Annotated in this window: 16 protein-coding genes; 5 read left to right on the forward strand and 11 right to left on the reverse strand. The window is 72.5% G+C overall.

All coding sequences use genetic code 11. From position 1 onward, the window contains the following. Positions 1–63 precede the first annotated feature (63 nt). From ACPOLA_RS09125 to guaB, 3 genes are read right to left on the reverse strand one after another with little or no spacing between them, the layout of a single operon-like run. A complete protein-coding gene (locus ACPOLA_RS09125) occupies positions 64–597 on the reverse strand; it encodes an SRPBCC family protein (protein ID WP_435770103.1) in 534 nt (177 codons plus the stop codon). Further along, positions 594–962, reverse strand: a complete 369-nt coding sequence (locus ACPOLA_RS09130) for an ArsR/SmtB family transcription factor (RefSeq protein WP_435770104.1) — start codon at positions 960–962, stop codon at positions 594–596. Before ACPOLA_RS09130 ends, ACPOLA_RS09125 begins: the two co-directional genes overlap by 4 nt. A 53-nt stretch (positions 963–1,015) precedes the next feature. Then, positions 1,016–2,524, reverse strand: coding sequence for an IMP dehydrogenase (guaB, locus tag ACPOLA_RS09135; RefSeq protein WP_435770105.1), 1,509 nt, complete (start codon positions 2,522–2,524; stop codon positions 1,016–1,018). A 115-nt stretch (positions 2,525–2,639) separates the two neighbouring features. On the opposite strand from guaB, the gene zwf reads away from it, so the two are divergent. After that, a complete protein-coding gene (zwf, locus tag ACPOLA_RS09140) occupies positions 2,640–4,097 on the forward strand; it encodes a glucose-6-phosphate dehydrogenase (RefSeq protein WP_435770106.1) in 1,458 nt (485 codons plus the stop codon). A 31-nt stretch (positions 4,098–4,128) separates the two neighbouring features. On the opposite strand, the gene ACPOLA_RS09145 is transcribed toward zwf, so the two are convergent. The 5 genes from ACPOLA_RS09145 to groES form a co-directional block, all read right to left on the reverse strand. Next, complete coding sequence (locus ACPOLA_RS09145; RefSeq protein ID WP_435770107.1) at positions 4,129–5,130, reverse strand: cytochrome d ubiquinol oxidase subunit II; 1,002 nt, start codon at positions 5,128–5,130, stop codon at positions 4,129–4,131. Beyond that, the gene (locus tag ACPOLA_RS09150; protein ID WP_435770108.1) at positions 5,127–6,536 is read right to left on the reverse strand and encodes a cytochrome ubiquinol oxidase subunit I; all 1,410 of its coding nucleotides are present in this window, start codon (positions 6,534–6,536) and stop codon (positions 5,127–5,129) included. Before ACPOLA_RS09150 ends, ACPOLA_RS09145 begins: the two co-directional genes overlap by 4 nt. A 52-nt stretch (positions 6,537–6,588) precedes the next feature. Beyond that, a complete protein-coding gene (locus ACPOLA_RS09155) occupies positions 6,589–7,464 on the reverse strand; it encodes a GNAT family N-acetyltransferase (protein ID WP_435770109.1) in 876 nt (291 codons plus the stop codon). Positions 7,465–7,626: 162 nt separating this feature from the next. After that, on the reverse strand, positions 7,627–9,261 hold the full coding sequence (groL, locus tag ACPOLA_RS09160; RefSeq protein ID WP_435770110.1) for a chaperonin GroEL: 1,635 nt from the start codon (positions 9,259–9,261) through the stop codon (positions 7,627–7,629). Positions 9,262–9,380: 119 nt separating this feature from the next. Continuing rightward, complete coding sequence (groES, locus tag ACPOLA_RS09165) at positions 9,381–9,677, reverse strand: co-chaperone GroES (protein ID WP_435770174.1); 297 nt, start codon at positions 9,675–9,677, stop codon at positions 9,381–9,383. 253 nt (positions 9,678–9,930) lie between these two features. Between groES and ACPOLA_RS09170 the strand changes: the two genes are divergently transcribed. Further along, entirely contained in the window at positions 9,931–12,102 is a 2,172-nt protein-coding gene (locus ACPOLA_RS09170; protein WP_435770111.1) for an MMPL family transporter, read from the forward strand. A 46-nt stretch (positions 12,103–12,148) separates the two neighbouring features. Continuing rightward, a complete protein-coding gene (locus tag ACPOLA_RS09175; protein ID WP_435770112.1) occupies positions 12,149–13,324 on the forward strand; it encodes a class I SAM-dependent methyltransferase in 1,176 nt (391 codons plus the stop codon). Between the two features lie 16 nt (positions 13,325–13,340). Here the strand turns inward: ACPOLA_RS09175 and ACPOLA_RS09180 are convergent, their stop codons facing one another. From ACPOLA_RS09180 to ACPOLA_RS09190, 3 genes are all read right to left on the reverse strand, one after another. Continuing rightward, a complete protein-coding gene (locus tag ACPOLA_RS09180) occupies positions 13,341–13,970 on the reverse strand; it encodes an MBL fold metallo-hydrolase (protein ID WP_435770113.1) in 630 nt (209 codons plus the stop codon). Then, positions 13,970–15,082 carry an S-(hydroxymethyl)mycothiol dehydrogenase gene (locus tag ACPOLA_RS09185; protein WP_435770114.1) on the reverse strand — a complete coding sequence of 371 codons (1,113 nt, stop codon included), beginning with the start codon at positions 15,080–15,082 and terminating at the stop codon, positions 13,970–13,972. The genes ACPOLA_RS09180 and ACPOLA_RS09185 overlap by 1 nt, the downstream gene beginning before the upstream one ends. A 101-nt stretch (positions 15,083–15,183) precedes the next feature. Further along, on the reverse strand, positions 15,184–15,786 hold the full coding sequence (locus ACPOLA_RS09190) for a hypothetical protein (RefSeq protein ID WP_435770115.1): 603 nt from the start codon (positions 15,784–15,786) through the stop codon (positions 15,184–15,186). A 161-nt stretch (positions 15,787–15,947) separates the two neighbouring features. On the opposite strand from ACPOLA_RS09190, the gene ACPOLA_RS09195 reads away from it, so the two are divergent. Continuing rightward, positions 15,948–16,382, forward strand: a complete 435-nt coding sequence (locus tag ACPOLA_RS09195; RefSeq protein WP_435770116.1) for a hypothetical protein — start codon at positions 15,948–15,950, stop codon at positions 16,380–16,382. Further along, positions 16,382–17,686, forward strand: coding sequence for a hypothetical protein (locus ACPOLA_RS09200; protein WP_435770117.1), 1,305 nt, complete (start codon positions 16,382–16,384; stop codon positions 17,684–17,686). Before ACPOLA_RS09195 ends, ACPOLA_RS09200 begins: the two co-directional genes overlap by 1 nt. Positions 17,687–17,696: the final 10 nt, after the last annotated feature.

Genomic DNA, 17,696 nt, shown 5'->3' on the forward strand with positions numbered 1-17,696 from the left:
GGCCAAGGGTATCGGCCCGGGCCGACCCCGCCGACCCCGCCGACCCCGATCGGCCGGTGCTGCTCAGGTCCGGTCGAAGGCCCTGCGGTAGTGGTCGGCCAGGGCCGGGTAGTAGTCGTCGAACGCGATCGTCGCCGGGTCCGTGCCGGACTGCACCGCCACCAGGCGGTCCAGGTAGTAGTCCCAGCCGGGACCCATCGAGTCGGCCATGCCGGCCACCGGCACGCTCTGCGCGAAGACCAGCGTGGTGACCCCGTCGCTCTCGCCGAGGTCGAGCCGGATGCGCCACTCGAGCGGCGCTCCGCCGTCCTCGGCGGGCACCCGGCTGCTGACGAGCAGGAACCGGGGTGGATCGCACTCATGGATCTCGAACACCTCGGGCGCGACGTCCTCGCCCTCGTAGAGCATCCGCAGGATCACCCGCCCCTCGGCAGGGTCGCCGTCCCACGAGCCGAACCAGCGGGCCAGCCGGTCGGACTCGGTGACCGCGGCCCAGACGTCCTCGACGGGCGCGCGGAAGGTCCGCGTCAGCACCAGCCAGTCGAGCCCGTCGCGGGTCTCGCGCCGCCCGGTGGCCCTCGGTTGCTCGGCCGTCATCCTGTCTCCTCCTGTTCCGTGCTGGGCTGCGTGGCGTCCCGCTCGCGCCTGCTCCGGCCCACCCGCCGCACCTCGAGGTCCAGCGCGTCGAGCACGTGCTCAGGGACCCGCGGAGCCGGGGCGAGCGCGGCGAGGAGCTCTGCCACCGGCTGCAGCGCCTCCGGGCGGAGCCGGTGGTGCCGTTCGCGGCCGCGCTCGGTCGCGGTGACCACGCCCGCCTCGACCAGCAGCCGCAGGTGCTTGCTGATGGCGGGGCGGCTGATGTCGTGGCGAGCGGCCAGGTCGACCACCCGTGCCGGCCCCTCCGCGAGCTGCCGCAGCAGGGCACGCCGCACCGGGTCGGCCAGGGCGGCGAAGACGTCCACTCGCTATTGGTAACCGATCGGTTACCAATAGTCAACCGGCGGCGCCTCCGAGGTCAGCGGTGGTAGTTCGGCGCCTCGACCGTCATCTCGACGTCGTGCGGGTGGCTCTCCTTGAGCGAGGCCGAGGTGATCCGGACGAACCGCCCCTTGTCCTGGAGCTCGGGGACGGTCCGGGCGCCGACGTAGAACATCGACTGGGAGAGGCCGCCGAGCAGCTGGTGGGCGACGCTGGCGAGCGGGCCCTTGTAGGCGACCCGGCCCTCGATGCCCTCCGGCACGATCTTGTCGTCACTGGCGACCTCGGCCTGGAAGTAGCGGTCCTTGGAGTAGGACTTCTTGCCCCGGGAGGACATCGCGCCGAGCGACCCCATGCCGCGGTAGGTCTTGTACTGCTTGCCCTGGTGGAAGACCACCTCGCCGGGCGACTCCTCGCAGCCGGCCAGCATCGAGCCGATCATGACCGAGTCGGCACCGGCGACGATCGCCTTCGCGATGTCGCCCGACTGCTGCAGCCCGCCGTCGGCGATCACGGGCACGCCGGCCGGCCGGGCGGCCAGCGATGCCTCGTAGACGGCCGTGACCTGCGGGACCCCGCAGCCGGTGACGACCCGGGTGGTGCAGATCGATCCCGGCCCGAAGCCGACCTTGACCGCGTCGGCGCCGGCGTCGACGAAGGCCTGGGCGCCCTCACGGGTCGCCACGTTGCCGCCGATCACCTGGACGTGCCGGGTGGCGGGGTCGGTCTTCAGCCGGCGGACCATGTCGAGCAGGAGGCTGACGTGACCGTGGGCGGTGTCGGCGACGAGCACGTCGACACCGGCCTCGATCAGCTTGCCGGCCCGCTCCCAGGCGTCGCCGAAGTAGCCGATCGCGGCGCCGACCATGAGCCGCCCGTCGGCGTCCTTCGAGGCGAGCGGGAACTGCTCGGACTTCACGAAGTCCTTCACCGTGATCAGGCCGCCGAGCCGTCCCTGCTCGTCGACCAGGGGCAGCCGCTCGCGCTTGTGCTGGCGCAGCAGGGCCGTCGCCTCGTCCCGGCTGATGCCGACCGGCCCGGTGACCAGGGGCATCGGCGTCATCACCTCGTCGACCTTGGTGGTGGCCCACTCCGCCACCGGGGTGAAGCGGAGGTCGCGGTTGGTGCAGATGCCGAGCAGGCGGTTGTCGGCGTCGACGACGGGGAGCCCGGAGACGCGGTACTCGCCGCAGATCCGGTCGAGGTCCTCCAGCGTCGCGTCGGGACCGATGGTGACCGGGTTGGAGATGATGCCGGTCTGGGTGCGCTTGACCAGGTCGACCTGGTAGGCCTGCTCCTCCGCGGACAGGTTGCGGTGGAGGATGCCGATGCCGCCCTGGCGGGCCATCGCGATCGCCATCCGGGACTCGGTGACGGTGTCCATCGCCGCGCTGATCAGCGGGGCCTTGAGGGAGATCTCCCGGGTGAGCCGGCTGGTGGTGTCGATCTCGTCCGGCGTCAGGTCGGAGTGGCCCGGCAGCAGCAGCACGTCGTCGTAGGTCAGGCCCAGTGCGGCGAACTTGTCGGGAACCTCGGTGACCTCCATGGAGAGATCCTACGGCTCCGCCGACTCCCCGCCGAACCGCCACCGCCCGCGTCGTCGCGGCATCGGTCACACCGAACCGGTGGCGGCGCCCCGGGCCGTGCGTCACGCTGGACCGGTGAGCCCCGACCTGCCCCCGCACGTGCTGGTCCTCTTCGGCGCGACCGGCGACCTGGCCGCCCGCAAGCTCTTCCCCGGCCTCTACCGACTGGCCGCCGCCGGCCGGCTGCCGCGCCACTTCGCGGTGATCGGCAGCGGACGACGCTCGCCCGGCACCGACGAGGAGTTCCGCGACCAGGTCCGCAGCGCCCTGGCGGAGTTCGTCGGCGAGATCGACGAGGCGGTGGCCGGGCCGCTGCTGGAGAAGATCGGCTTCGTGCCGTCCTCCGCCGACGACGGCCGCGACCTGGCCGCCGCGGTCGAGGCGGCCGAGGACCGACTGCTGGGCGAGGCCCGCTGCCTGCTCTCCGACGTACGCCGCCTCCTCTACCTGTCCGTGCCGCCCGGCGCCGTCGAGGGCATGGTCCACATGCTCGACAAGGAGGGCCTCGTCGACCGCTCGCGGCTGGTGGCGGAGAAGCCGTTCGGCACCGACCTCGCCACCGCCCGCGAGCTGCACCAGGTGCTCTGCGACGCCTTCGAGGAGCACCAGGTCTTCCGGATCGACCACTTCCTGGGCAAGGAGGCGGTCCAGAACATCCTCGCGCTCCGCTTCGCCAACGGCCTGTTCGAGCCGGCGTGGAACCGCCACACGATCGAGTCGGTGCAGATCGACGTGCCGGAGCGGCTCACCGTGGAGGGCCGGGGCAGCTTCTACGAGGGCACCGGCTGCCTGCGCGACATGGTCACCACCCACCTGTGCCAGCTGCTCGGCTTCGTCGCGCTGGAGGACCCGCACGCGTTCCGCGAGTCCGCGATCCGGGCGGCCAAGGCCGCGGTGTTCTCCTCGGTGCGGCCCCTCGACCCCGAGCGCGTCGTGCTCGGGCAGTACGACGGCTACCGCGACGAGCCCGACGTGGCGGACGACTCCGACGTGGAGACGTTCGTCGCCATCGAGGTCTGGATCGACAACGACCGCTGGCGCGACGTGCCGTTCTACCTCCGCACGGGCAAGGCGCTCGCGGAGGGGCGGCGCACGATCACCGTCCGGTTCCGCGATCCGCGGCACCGCTGGCTGAAGCCCGAGGACGGCGGCATCCCGGCACCCAACGAGCTCGTCATCGAGCTGGCCGACCAGCCGCGCGTCGCGATCGACGTCCGCGCCAAGCGGCCGGGGCCCGACATGGCGCTGGTCGAGGGGGTGTTCCGGCTCGACCTGGTCGGGGACGCACCCGGCACGGACCCGCTGGAGGCCTACGAGCGGCTGCTCCTGGACGTGATGCGGGGCGACCGCACGCTCTTCATCAGCTCCGACGAGGTCGACCGCCTGTGGGAGATCTGCCAGCCGGTGCTCGAGCGCCGGCCGGCCGTGCACGGCTATCCGAAGGGGTCCTGGGGACCCGAGGCGGCGCTGGAGCTGCCGCTCGGCGGATGGCGGCTGGGCACCCATCCGCCCGACCGCGGCCTGGTTCCCTGAGCCGTCCGGCGACCCGTGCCGGGCGCCGGGATCAGTGGCGCGACCACTCCTCGGACTGGGTGAGCCGGAAGAGGTAGAGCAGCGGCGGCAGCACGATCACCGCGGCGAGGCCGACGGCGACCAGCAGTGCCTGCAGCGTCGCATCCGCTCCGGCGGCCTCGGAGATCCGGACCTCGTCGACCAGCAGCCAGGGGTACTGCGCGACGCCCCAGCCGGAGACGACGGCCGCGACGGCCGCGACGGCGGTGAACCGGGCGACTCCGTAGCGGCGGCGCCACAGCAGGGCCAGCGTGGCGAGCCCGGCCAGCGCCGAGACCACGACGAGCGGCGCGGCACGGCCGGTCAGGCCGTCGCTCAGGGTGGGGGCGTCGTCGAGGATCGGCACCAGCGCGGCGAAGACGACGACGCCCGTCGCGGCGCCGACGACCAGGGCCCGGGTCCGCAGCTCCTCGGCCAGCCGCTCGCGGCCGGCCCGCCGGGCGTCGGCCACCAGGAAGGTGCCCGCGAGGAACGCGCACGTGCCGACCGCGATCACGCCCCCGAACAGGGAGGTGGGGTTGAGCCAGGACTCCCAGCGGTCGCCGGCGCCCTCGACGGGCACCCGTCCCGACGCGATGCCCCCTGCCACCGTCCCGAGGAAGAAGGGGGTGAGGATCGAGGAGGTGGCGAAGACGACGCCGAAGAGCCGGGCCTGCCCCAGGGTCGGTGAGAACTTGCGGAACGCGAAGCTGGCCCCGCGCAGCACGATCCCGAGCAGCGCGAGCAGCAGCGGCAGGACCAGCGTCGTCATCGCCGCGGCGAACGATTCGGGGAACGCGGTCCACCAGATCACCAGGACGTAGATCAGCCAGACGTGGTTGGCCTCCCACACCGGGCCGATGCTGTGGTCGACCAGCGTGCGCAGCTCCGCGCCCCGCCGGGGGTCGCCGGCGGTGAGGTCGAAGAACCCGGACCCGAAGTCGGCGCCGCCGAGCACGGCGTACGCGATGACGCCGACGAAGAGGGCCGCGGCGACCGCCACCTCCAGGCTCATGCCCGCTCCTCCGCGGTCGGGGCATCGGGGGCGTACGGGCTCGGCAGGTCGGCCTCGCCGGCGCGCCAGCGTCGTGCCATCGAGCGGAGCACGGCCACCGCGCCGATCGTCAGCAGCGTGTAGACGACCGTCGTGCTGCCGAGGAGCCACCACAGTCCGGAGTAGCTCGCGGCGGCCTCCTCGGTGCGCATGTAGCCGTAGACGATCCACGGCTGGCGGCCCACCTCGGTCGCGATCCAGCCCGACTCCAGGGCGATGACCGCCAACGGCCCGGCGGCGACGCAGAACCGCAGGAACCACCGGTTGTCCATCAGGTCGCGGCCACGCCACCGCGCGACCCAGAAGAGCACGACGGCCAGGGCGAGCAGGGTCCCGATGCCGATCATCGACTGGAACGCCCAGTGGGTGATGTTGATGGGCGGGTGCTCGTCGACCGGGATCGTGTCGAGGCCGCGCACCGGCTCGGTGAAGGAGTTCTGCGCCAGCAGCGAGCCGAGATAGGGGATGTCGAGCGCGCCGTACACCTCGCCGTCGACGTAGACGCCACCGATGCGCAGCGGGGACGGGCTCTCGGTGGTCTCCGCCAGCTCGAAGGCCGCCAGCTTCGCGGGCTGCCGGTCGCCGAGGTTGCCGCCGAGCAGGTGACCGACGAACGGCTGGAGCAGTGCGGCGACGGTGGCGAAGACGAACGGCACGATGAAGCCAAGCCGGTGGTGGGCGTCGCGGCGGCCGCGCAGCATGCCGGCGGCGTACACGCCGGCGATGCTGAAGCCGACGACCATGTAGGCGGCGAGCCACATGTGCCCGAACTGGAGGACGACCAGGTCGTTGAACATGGCGCGCCACGGGTCGACGTCGACGACCTCGCCGTCGACCACGCGGAACCCGGTCGGCGCGTTCATCCAGGCGTTCACCGAGATCACGCAGAACGTGCCGACCACGCCGGCGACAGCCATCGGCACGACCATGAGCAGGTGCCGCCGCGGCGGCATCCGGCCCCAGCCGTAGAGGTAGATGCCGAGGAAGATGGCCTCGACGAAGAAGGAGAGGCCCTCGAACGCGAAGGGCAGCCCGAGCACGTCGCCGTAGGTGCCCATCAGTCCCGGCCACAGCAGACCCATCTCGAAGCTGAGCACGGTCCCGGAGACCGCGCCGATCGCGAAGAGCACGGCCGAGGTCTTCGCCCAGCGCTGGGCGAGGCCCAGCGCCACCGGGTCGTCGCGTCGGATGCCGCGCAGGTGCACCACGAAGATCATCGCGGGGAACGCGACCCCGAAGCAGGCGAGGATGATGTGCCAGCCGAGGGAGAGCGCCATCTGCTGCCGGGCGGGCAGCAGGCCCTCGGGCTCGCCGAGCTCCGCGGCGGCCAGCTGGACGATCTCGACGACGGCGTCGGGGGTCAGCACGACCTCGACACTACGCCGCGCTCATCCCCGTCCCCCAACTTTGTGAATCTTTTCACGAGCGGGTACGGCGCAGGTCGGTCAGCGCGATCCGCACGGTGAGCGAGTCGCCCGCGATCCGGATCCGGCCGCGCATCCCGGCCGCGAGCACCATCGGCAGCACGGCCTGGCTGTCGGCCGGGGCCGTGAGCACGATCGCGTCGGCCCCCCTGCCGCGCGCCAGCCGCGCCACCTCGGCCAGCAGCCGGGTGCCCACGCCCCGGCGCTGCCACGCGGGGTCGACCCACAGGTCGACCGGCCAGGGCTCGTCGTCCTCGCCCGCTTCGCTGACACCGGCCCGACCGGCCACCAGCCCGGCGGCCACCGCCGAGACGGTCGTCCCCGCCGTCACGAACTCGAGCTCGGCGCCGCTGGCGGCATGGTGGGGCGCGTGCGTCCCTCCCGCGTCGATGACCTGGCCGACCAGCTCCGCCAGCGCCGCAGCCCTGGCCCGCTCGGCCGGGGTGAACGGCGTGTCGCGCCGGATCTGGATGGTGGCCGAGCCGCCGACCACCATCTCCAGGACGTCCTCGCTGCCGTCGTTGCGGTCGACGCCGGCGTCGAAGAGATGGGCGGCTATCTCGGGGAACTTCGCCGGTTGGCTGATGATCGCCCGGGCCGCGCGGACGTAACGGGTCGGCTGGTCCTCCAGCGCGGCCCGGGTCACCGGCGCCGCCGACACCGGCACGCCGCCGGCCTTCTCGACCAGGGCGCGGACTTGCTGCGCCGACCAGTCCTGCGGGACCTGCAGCACCAGCTCGTCGGTGACCGAGGTGCTGTCGGGGAAGACCTGCACGGTCTGGATGTTGACGCCCGCGCGACCGCAGGCGGCTGCGAGACCTGCCAGCGCCCCCGGCCGGTCGGCCAGCCCGACCCGCACTCTCCACAGCATCTGACCAGTGTGCAGCAGATCGGTCACGGAGGGCAGTCGTCCGTGTTTCGCGCGGGGGACGCGGCGAGAACGGGTGCTAGACCGGTGCAGAACGGCCGCTGAACGGGCGAGCCGGCGCGGACCACGAGGTCCGCGCCGGCTCGGTCGGTCGAGCGGTGCCGGTCAGTGACCGTGACCGTGCCCGTGGCCGTGGCCGGCGTCGGGCTCCTCCTCCTCGGGCTTGTCGACCACCAGCGTCTCGGTGGTGAGCAGCATGCCCGCGATGGAGACCGCGTTGACGAGCGCCGATCGGGTCACCTTGACCGGGTCGATGACGCCCTGGGCGACCAGGTCGCCGTACTCGCCGGTCGCGGCGTTGAAGCCGAAGCTCGGGCCGTTGTCGGCGAAGCCCTCGCGCACCTTGTTGGTGATGACGTAGCCGTTGTCGCCACCGTTCTCGGCGATCCAGCGCAGCGGCTCGTCGGCGGCCTTCCGGACGATCCGGACGCCGGTCGCCTCGTCGCCGCTGAGACCCAGGTCGTCGTCGAGCACCGACACCGCATGCACGAGCGCGGACCCGCCGCCGGGGACGATGCCCTCCTCGATCGCGGCCCGGGTCGCGGACACGGCGTCCTCGATCCGGTGCTTCTTCTCCTTCAGCTCCACCTCGGTGTGGGCGCCGACCTTGATCACCACGACGCCGCCGGCGAGCTTGGCCAGCCGCTCCTGCAGCTTCTCGGTGTCCCAGTCGGAGTCGGAGGCCTCGATCTCGTTCTTGATCTGGTCGACCCGCGCGGTCACAGCGTCGGCGTCGCCGGCGCCGTCCACGATGGTGGTGTTGTCCTTGGTGACCACCACGCGGCGGGCCTGGCCGAGCACGTCGAGGCCCACCTGGTCGAGCTTGAGGCCGACCTCGGGTGCGATGACCTGGCCACCGGTGAGCACGGCGATGTCCTGGAGGATCGCCTTGCGGCGGTCGCCGAAGGCGGGCGCCTTGACCGCGACGGCGTTGAACGTGCCGCGGATCTTGTTGACGACCAGGGTCGACAGGGCCTCGCCCTCCACGTCCTCCGCCAGGATGAACAGCGGCCTGCCGGCCTGGATCACCTTCTCCAGCAGCGGCAGCAGCTCCGCGATCGCGGAGATCTTGCCCTGGTGGATGAGGATGTAGGGGTCGTCGAGGACGGCCTCCTGACGCTCGGCGTCGGTGACGAAGTAGGCCGAGATGAAGCCCTTGTCGAACTGCATGCCCTCGGTGAACTCCAGCTCGGTGGCCGGGGTGTTCGACTCCTCGACGGTGATCACGCCGTCCTTGCCGACCTTGCCGAACGCCTCGGCGAGCAGGTCGCCGATGTGGGCGTCGCGCGAGGAGACGGTCGCGACCGAGGCGATGTCCTTCTCGTCGTCGACCTCGCGGGCGGCGTCGCGCAGCGCGTCGCCCACGGCCTGGGCCGCCTTGTCGAGGCCGCGCTTGAGCCCCATCGGGTTGGCGCCCGCGGCCACGGCCCGGAGGCCCTCGTGGACCAGCGCCTGGGCGAGCACGGTGGCGGTCGTCGTACCGTCACCGGCGACGTCGTTGGTCTTGGTCGCGACCTCCTTGGTCAGCTGCGCACCGAGGTTCTCGAACGGGTCGTCGAGCTCGATCTCGCGGGCGACCGTCACCCCGTCGTTGGTGATCGTCGGCGCGCCCCACTTCTTGTCGAGCACGACGTAGCGGCCCTTCGGCCCGAGCGTGACCTTCACGGTGTCGGCGAGCGCGTCGACGCCGCGCTCGAGCGCGCGCCGGGCGTTCTCGTCGAACTCCAGGATCTTCGGCATGGCTTCTCCTTGGGTTGCGAGACGGTCGCCGCGCGACCTCCTCGTCCAGCGGTGGAACAGGACGGGTCGTGTGCCCGGCCCCGCGTCAGCGGAGGCTCAGGCACACGACCCGGAAGAGATCAGGAGACGATCGCGAGGACGTCGCGCGCGGAGAGGATGAGGTACTCCTCGCCGGCGTACTTGACCTCGGTGCCGCCGTACTTGGAGTAGATGACCTTGTCACCCACCGCGACGTCCAGCGGGATCCGGCCGTCGCCGTCCTCGTTGAAGCGACCGGGGCCCACGGCCACGACCTCGCCCTCCTGGGGCTTCTCCTTCGCGGTGTCCGGGATCACCAGGCCGGAGGCCGTGGTCTGCTCGGCCTCGAGCGGCTTGACGACGATCCGGTCCTCGAGAGGCTTGATGTTGACCGACACGATGTCGACCTCCACTTTCTCTGCTGAGTGATGTTGCACGTGTGGGGCTTGCGTGGGAGGTACGCCGTCGCGGGGGTCGCACGCTCGTCGGCAAGCACTGGCACACTCGGGGTGAGAGTGCCAATCAGGAAACTAGCACTCTCCGCGATCGAGTGCCAGAGGTGGGGGTCGTCGGCCGCTCGACCGAGGAATGGTGGAGCCCCTACAAAAGTCGGTTGACCCTGACGCAGGGGAGGCCACTAGCGTTTCGAGCATGTTCGGTGCCCTCGGCCGCATCATCGTCCGTCTCCGCTGGTTCGTCATCGCCGCGTGGGTTCTCGTCGCCGTGGTCGTGGCCACCGCCGCACCCGCGTTGCAGTCGACCCAGGACAACTCGGAGTTCCTGCCCGACCACTACGAGTCCATCAAGGCTGCCGAGCTGCAGGCCGACCGGTTCTCCGACGCGTTCTCCCCCGGCGCCATCCTGGTGATCGAGCGGGAGGACGGCGGAGAGCTCACCGCCGAGGACCGGGCCGAGGTGGCCAGCATCGGTCAACGGCTCGCGCCCGAGCTCGGGAGCGAGACCTTCCAGCCGGTCGTGATCACCACCGGGGAGGACGGCTCACCGAACGTCTCCGAGGACGGCACGGTGATGTTCGCGGTGGTCCCGCTCGCCGAGGAGGCGACCGGCTTCGACCCGCAGTCCTTCGAGGACGCGGAGGACCTGCGCGAGGAGATCGACGAGCTCACCGAGGGCTCCGGCCTGCAGATCCGCGCAACGGGCGCCGCGCCGCAGGGCCTGGACTCCCAGGAGTCGAGCGAGTCCACGCTGTTCATCGTGGGCATCGCCACCTTCACCCTGATCATCGTGCTGCTCGCCCTGATCTTCCGCAGCGTGCTGATCTGTGTGCTGCCCATCGCCGTGGTCACGGTCGTGTCGATGATCGCGACCGGGGCGATCGCCTGGGCCAACGAGATCTTCGACCTCAAGGCGGACGCCTCGATCCAGCAGATCCTCGTCGTCGTGCTCTACGGCGTCGGCACCGACTACATCCTGTTCTTCCTCTTCCGGCACCGCGAGAAGCTGCGCCAGGGCGCTCCGATCAAGGAGTCGGTGGTGTACAGCCTGGACCGCGCAGGTGAGGCGATCGCCTCTGCCGGCGGCGCGGTCATCGTCGCGTTCCTGGCCCTGGTCCTCAGCTCGCTGAGCATCTTCCGGGCCATCGGACCGGCGCTGGCGATCGCGGTGTTCGTGACGCTCCTCGCCGCGCTGACGCTGGTGCCGGCGATCGTCAGCCTGCTCGGCAAGGCGCTCTTCTGGCCGTCCCGCAGCTGGCAGCGGGAGCCCGAGCACGGCACCTTCACCAAGCTGGGCTCGGCCGTCGGTCGCCGGCCGGGACTGGTCGCGCTGGCAGCAGGCGGCGTGATGGGCGTGATGGCGCTCTTCGCCCTGGCCTTCAACCCGTCCTTCGACTTCACCTCCAGCCTGCCCGAGGGCGTGGAGTCGACCGAAGCGATGGAGACGTTCCAGGAGCACTTCTCCGCCGGAGCCGCCGAGCCGGTGCCCGTGCTCGTCGACGCGCAGGGCGCCGACGTGTCGCCGGCGGACCTCGAGCCGCTCAAGTCGGCCCTTGCCGGGGTCGACGGGGTCGCGGAGGTCGCCGGTCCGCTGCCGTCCGAGGATGGCAGCGCCTACCAGCTCTTCCTCACCCTCACCGACGACCCGGTGTCGCAGGCGGCCCAGGACAACGTCTCCGGTCCCATCCGCGACGCCGCACATGAGGCGACCCCGGAGGGCACCGAGGCGTACGTCGGCGGAACTCCCGGCATCTTCGCTGACATGTCCGAGGCGATGGCCCGCGACTACAAGGTCGTCTTCCCGGTCGCCGCGCTGGTGATCATGCTGATCCTGGCCCTGCTGCTGCGCAGCCTGGTGGCGCCGTGGTTCCTGATGGCGGCGGTCGGGCTCGGCTTCGCGGCGACGCTCGGGGCGACGGTGGTCGTCTTCCAGAACATCGTCGGCGAGCCCGGGCTGATCTTCATGCTGCCGATCTACATCTACCTCTTCGTGACCGCACTCGGCACCGACTACAACATCCTGATGGTCGCGCGGCTGCGCGAGGAGGCCCGCGAGGGACGCCCCGCACGCGCCGCGGCCGCGGAGGCGGTCAAGCACGCCGGGCCCACCATCGCAGCCGCCGGCCTGATCCTCGCCGGAACCTTCGCCTCCCTCATGCTCGGCGGCAACACGCTGATCGTGTCGATGGGCTTCGCCCTCGCCGTCGGCATCCTGATCGTCGCATTCGTGATGTCGATGTTCTTCACGCCGGCGCTCACGGCGCTGATCGGGCACGCTGCCTGGTGGCCCGGCCATGGTGACGAGCCGCGCGAGCCCGAGGCCGTGCCGGCGTCGTCGAAGCGACCCGACCGCAGCGTGGTCGACTGAGGCGGGTGCGCCGCCGCCGACCGGCGGCACCTGACAGGATCGGCGGGTGGACCTCGACACCTTCCGGTGGCTGCTCACCGACGAGGGCCAGGCGCTGCTGGCCGAGGCCGCGGCGCTGGTCGAGAGCGGCGCCACGGACCTGGCCGCGGGATCCGCACTGCGTCGTACGGCGTCGGCGGAGCGGGCCGCGGCCGCGCTCACGCAGGTCGCCCTGCGCCGCCGGGCGAGGAGCAAGTACGACGAGCTGGCCGACCGGATGTACTTCACGCCGGACGGCCTCGAGCAGGCCACCCGACTCGCGGTCGCGACCCACCGGGCCGGGCGCTACGCGGCGTTCGGCGCGCGCACGTTGATCGACCTCGGCTGCGGCGTCGGCGGTGACCTGGTCGCCGCCGCCCGGGCCGGGCTGGTCTGCGCCGGCGTCGACCTCGACCCGGTCCGGGTGGCGGTCGCCGAGGCGAACCTCGCCGCCCTCGGGCTCGGCGGCGCGGTGCAGGTGGCGGACGCGACCGAGGTGGACCATCGTGGCTTCGACCTCGCCTTCGCCGACCCCGCACGGCGCGGCGGCGCCGGCCGGACCTTCCGCGTGGAGGACTGGACGCCGCCGTGGAGCTGGGTGGAGGACCTGCTCCGCCGCGACGCGTGCGTCAAGGTCGCCCCGGGCATCCCCCACGCGCTCCTCCCCGATGACGTCGAGGCGGAGTGGGTCAGCGACCGGGGTGAGGTGAAGGAGGCCGCGCTCTGGGCCGGGCGTACGGCGACCGTCCGCCGCCGCGCCACGGTCATCGGCGACGGCGGGCTGGCCACCCTCACCGACGAGGACGATCCCGGCGCCGCCCACGTCGGCACGCGCGACGTCGGCGGCTTCCTCTACGAGCCCGACGGCGCGGTGATCCGCGCCGGTCTCGTCACCGCCGTCGCGGCCGGCGTCGGCGGGGGCCTCCTCGACCCGAAGATCGCCTACCTGACCGGCGACGACGCGTTCCGCACGCCCTTCGCCCGGGGGTACCGGGTGCTCGAGGAGCTCCCCTACCGGGAGAAGCAGCTCAAGGCGGCGCTGCGGGCGCGGGGCGTCGGGCGGCTGACCATCAAGAAGCGCGGCGTCGACGTGACGCCCGACCAGCTCCGCAGGCGCCTCGACCTCCACGGCGAGGCCGAGGCGACCCTCGTGCTCACCCGCGTCGCCGGCGTCGGCACCGCGCTCCTCGTCGAGCCCTTCTGAGCGTCACCGCCGAGGGTCAGGCCCGGCCGAGGGCCTCCGCCTCGGCGCCGATCGTGGTGTCCTCGCCGTGGCCGGTGTGGACCACGGTGTCGTCGGGGAGGGCGAAGAGCCGCGCCCGGATCGATGCCTCGAGCACGCCGCTGTCGCTGAACGAGCGTCCGGTCGCACCGGGACCGCCCTGGAACAGGGTGTCACCGGTGAACACGCAGCCCAGCTGGGGCGCGTAGAGACAGACGGCCCCCGGCGCGTGCCCGGGCGTGTGCAGCACCTGGAGCGTCACCCCGGCGACGTCGAAGGTCTGCCCGTCGACGAGGTCGACGTCCCAGAGGTAGCCGTCGTCGCCGCCGTGCGTGAGGTCCCACAGCGGTCCGTCGTCCGGGTGCAGCATGATCGGCGCGACCACGCGGTCGCGCAGCGCGGGCGCGACCCGGACGTGGTCGTCGTGGGCGTGGGTGCAGATGATCGCCTTGACCGTGCGCCCGTCGACGAGCGCGAGGATGTCGTCGACCGAGTGGGGCGCGTCGATGACCACGCACTCGTCGTCGTCGCCCACCACCCAGAGATTGTTGTCGACGTCGAAGGTCTCGCCGTCGAGGGTGAACGTGCCGCTGCTGACGGCGTGGTCGACCCGTGCCGCCCCGGCCATCACAGCACCACCACCGAGCGGAGGACGTCGCCGTGGTGCATGCGTTCGAAGGCCGCCTCGACGTCGTCGATGCCGACCTCCTCGGTGACGAACGCGTCGAGGTCGAGCCGCCCCTGGCGGTAGAGGTCGACGAGCATCGGGAAGTCCCGGGTCGGCAGGCAGTCGCCGTACCAGCTGGACTTGAGCGCACCGCCGCGGCCGAAGACGTCGATGAGCGGGAGGTCGGGGACGCGCATGTCGGGCGTCGGCACACCGACCAGCACCAGCACGCCCGCCAGGTCGCGGGCGTAGAAGGCCTGCTCCCAGGTCTCGGGTCGCCCGACCGCCTCGATCACCACGTCGGCCCCCTCCGCGCCGGGATAGGTCTCCGCGCAGATCCGCCTGATCTCCGCCACCGCGTCCGTGCCGGAGGAGTCGACCACGTGCGTCGCGCCCATCCGCAGGGCGGCCTCGAGCTTCTTGGCGTCGATGTCGACGGCGATCACCGGGCTGGCGCCGGCGAGGGCGGCCCCGGCGACGGCGGCCACGCCCACGCCCCCGCAGCCGAGGACGGCGACCGACCTCCCGCGGGTGACCGCCCCGGTGTTGATGGCGGCTCCGATCCCGGCCATCACCCCGCAGCCGAGCAGGCCGACGGCAGCCGGGCGCGCCTCCGGGTCGACCTTCGTGCACTGGCCGGCCGCGACCAGGGTCTTCTCCGCGAAGGCCCCGATGCCGAGCGCGGGCGAGAGCGGGGTCCCCGCCCCCTCGCCCTCGGCCAGGGTCATCCGCTGCGTCGCGTTGTGGGTGTTGAAGCAGTAGTGCAGGTCTCCCCGCTTGCAGGCGCGGCACTCACCGCAGACCGCCCGCCAGTTGAGGACGACGAAGTCGCCGGGCGCCACGCCGGTGACGTCCGGGCCGACCGACTCCACCACGCCCGACGCCTCGTGCCCCAGGAGGAAGGGGAACTCGTCGTTGATCCCGCCCTCCCGGTAGTGCAAGTCGGTGTGGCAGACCCCGCAGGCCGACACCTTCACCACCGCCTCGCCCGGCCCGGGGTCGGGCACGTTGATCGTGGTGACCTCGACGGGAGCGCCCTTCGCTCGCGCGACGACGGCCTTGACCTGCTGCATGGTGCCTCCTGCTGGAGTGACGGGGCGTGCCCGGCCACGCTAGCGGGCGCGGGTTGCCACCGGGATGGTCCGTTGACGCCGGGGCACCGAGGACCGGCCGGTCAGGCCCACTCCACGCTGGCCAGGACGGAGTCCACCCACTCCTCGCCCTCGGCGAAGGTCTCGGGGTAGCGGAACTCGAAGTACACGCGCAGCTCGCCGCTGACCGTGCCGTACTGGTAGTACGTCGTCCCGTCGTTGGTCGCCTGCAGGGCGTAGCCGTCGAGGCCGCCGACCTCCCGGTTGGGGAGGCGCTCCAGGCCGGGGTGCTGGGCGGCGAAGGAGTCGAGCGCCACCTCGGCGACCTTCTCCACGGTGGCGCCGGGGATGGCGAACTCGGCCGCGCCGATCCGCACCACTCCCTCGTCGACGTGGATCAACGCCACCGCGGCGCTGCCGGCTTGCGAGACTGAGGCGTCGACGCCTGCCGGCAGCCGGAAGGTGCCGGCGGTGCGCATCGTCACCAGGTCACCGGTCGCCGGGGCGACGTCGTCCACGGGAGTGGTGGAGGACCCCGGGCCGGACGGCGAGCCGCTGGACGTCGCCTCGGACGCGGGCGTGCTCGACGCGGACGGCGGCGGGTCCCCGTCGGCGGAGGAGCAACCGGTCACGAGGCCGGCGAGCAGCGCGGAGACGACCGCGACGACACCAACCCGAGAGCGCATCCCACCTGTCCTTCACGCGACGTTGCGGCGCAACGATAACAGCGCGAATCCGGTGGTTTCCGTCGCGCAGCGGCCGGGTAGGCAGCCCGTTGTCACTGGTTCGCTCGGGACGAAGGATGGTCATCGTGATACCAGAGCTCGCCGGTCTGAGGCCGGAGGACATGGCGTCGAGCTCCCCGAAGGGGCTCGAGCTCGTCGAGGAGAAGATCAGCGCGGTCATCGTGACCCTCAACACCGAGCTCACGGCGCTCCAGGAGGTCGACTTCCCGGCCAAGGGCCACATCCCGCGTCGTTCCTTCGGCGGTGGCGAGCCGTCGCCGGTGCTCGCCCGCCACCACGCCCGAGCGCACGGGGTCGTCGTCGACACCCTCAAGGACCTGATGACCGACCTGGAGGACTTCCGGTCCGCGGTCCGGGAGGCGCGCGCCCTCATCCGCGAGAAGGACGCGGCCGCCGAGGCCGACGTCACGCGGATCCTGACCCGCACCGAGGGCCTCGACATGGGCCGCTGGGCCTACGTCGACGCCCAGCACCAGCACGTGAACGACCAACCGACCGACGAACCGCCGGTCGAGCCGAGCGAGCAGGAGGACTGATGGCCGGGGAGCACCTGCGCAAGCTCGAGCAGTGGGTCGCCGGCATGGAGCCCGACGACGTGTCGACCTCGGGCGCGGCATGGGCCACGACCGCGCTGTCGCTCGGCAACGTCCGGACCGCGCTGGCGACGGCCGCCGCCGACGTCAAGGAGGGCTTCGGCGACAACCCCGACGGCGTCGGCGCGACGGCGTACGACGCCTTCACCGCCACCGCCACCCGGATCGAGGAGCAGGAGGTCCGGATGGAGAAGGCCGCGACCGCCCTGGTCGACGTCCACGGTGCCATGAAGGCCGCGAAGACGACCAAGGAGGGCGCGCCGGCCGAGCCCGGCCCCGCGCCCAGGCCCGAGGACTACCCGGACTACCACATCAACCCGCTGTCGATGCTCGAGCACGCGGTCGACTCGGTGGTGCACAGCGCTGCGGTGACCAGCTACAACCAGGCCGACGCGGACGCGAAGGCCCGGATCGAGGAGCTCACCACCAAGTACGACGACGCGGTCGCCGTGCTCTCGGAGATCCACGGCGACCCCTACGTCCCCATGGACCCCGAAGGCACGCCGGGTCCGGGCGGCCCGGCAGGGCCCGGGCCGGGCCGCGGCCCCGGCAGGGGGCCACGCCCGGGCAACCCGACCGACCCCGTCCGGCCGGGCGAGGTGGTCGAGTGGCCGCCGATCGACGGCGGCGAGGAGGAGCCGGTTCCTCCGCGCGACGAGGACCCGCCGATCGACGAGTCCCTGCCACCGCGCGATCCCGTCGTCACCACGCCCCTCCCTCTCCCCGTGGACGAGGGCGGCGGTCTGACACCGACGCCGATCGGCGGCGGTGGCGGCGGGGGGCTGAACCCGGGCCTCGTCGGAGGCGGCCTGGCTGCCGCCGGCGTGCTCGGAGCGCCCGGGTTGGTCAACGGCATCCGCGGCCTGCTCAACCGTGGTGGGAGCCTCAGCGGAGGTGCCGGAGCCATCGGGAGCTCGACCCGGACCGGCGGGCCCGGCGCCCTGGGCCGCTCCGGCGCGGGGACGGTGCCCGGAACGCCGGTGGGCCGCGGCGGAGGCGGCGGGGGCGCAGGTGGCGGTCGCGGCGGCGGTCGGGGCGGTGGTGCCGCCGGAGGCAGGGGTGCCGGCGTGCCGGGATCGGCCGCAGGACGCGGCGGCTCCGGAGCACGCGGCGTCGGCGTCGGCGTCGGCGCCGGCGGCCGGGGCCGTGGCAGGCGCGACGACGACCAGGTGCAGGGGCGCGACCTGTTCGACGACGGCCAGGACTGGATCGACGACGAGGGCACCGCGCCCGGCGTCCTCGGCTGAGCCGACCGGG

It is taken from the genome of Nocardioides proteolyticus, assembly GCF_051280635.3.
Classification (GTDB): Bacteria; Actinomycetota; Actinomycetes; order Propionibacteriales; family Nocardioidaceae; genus Nocardioides.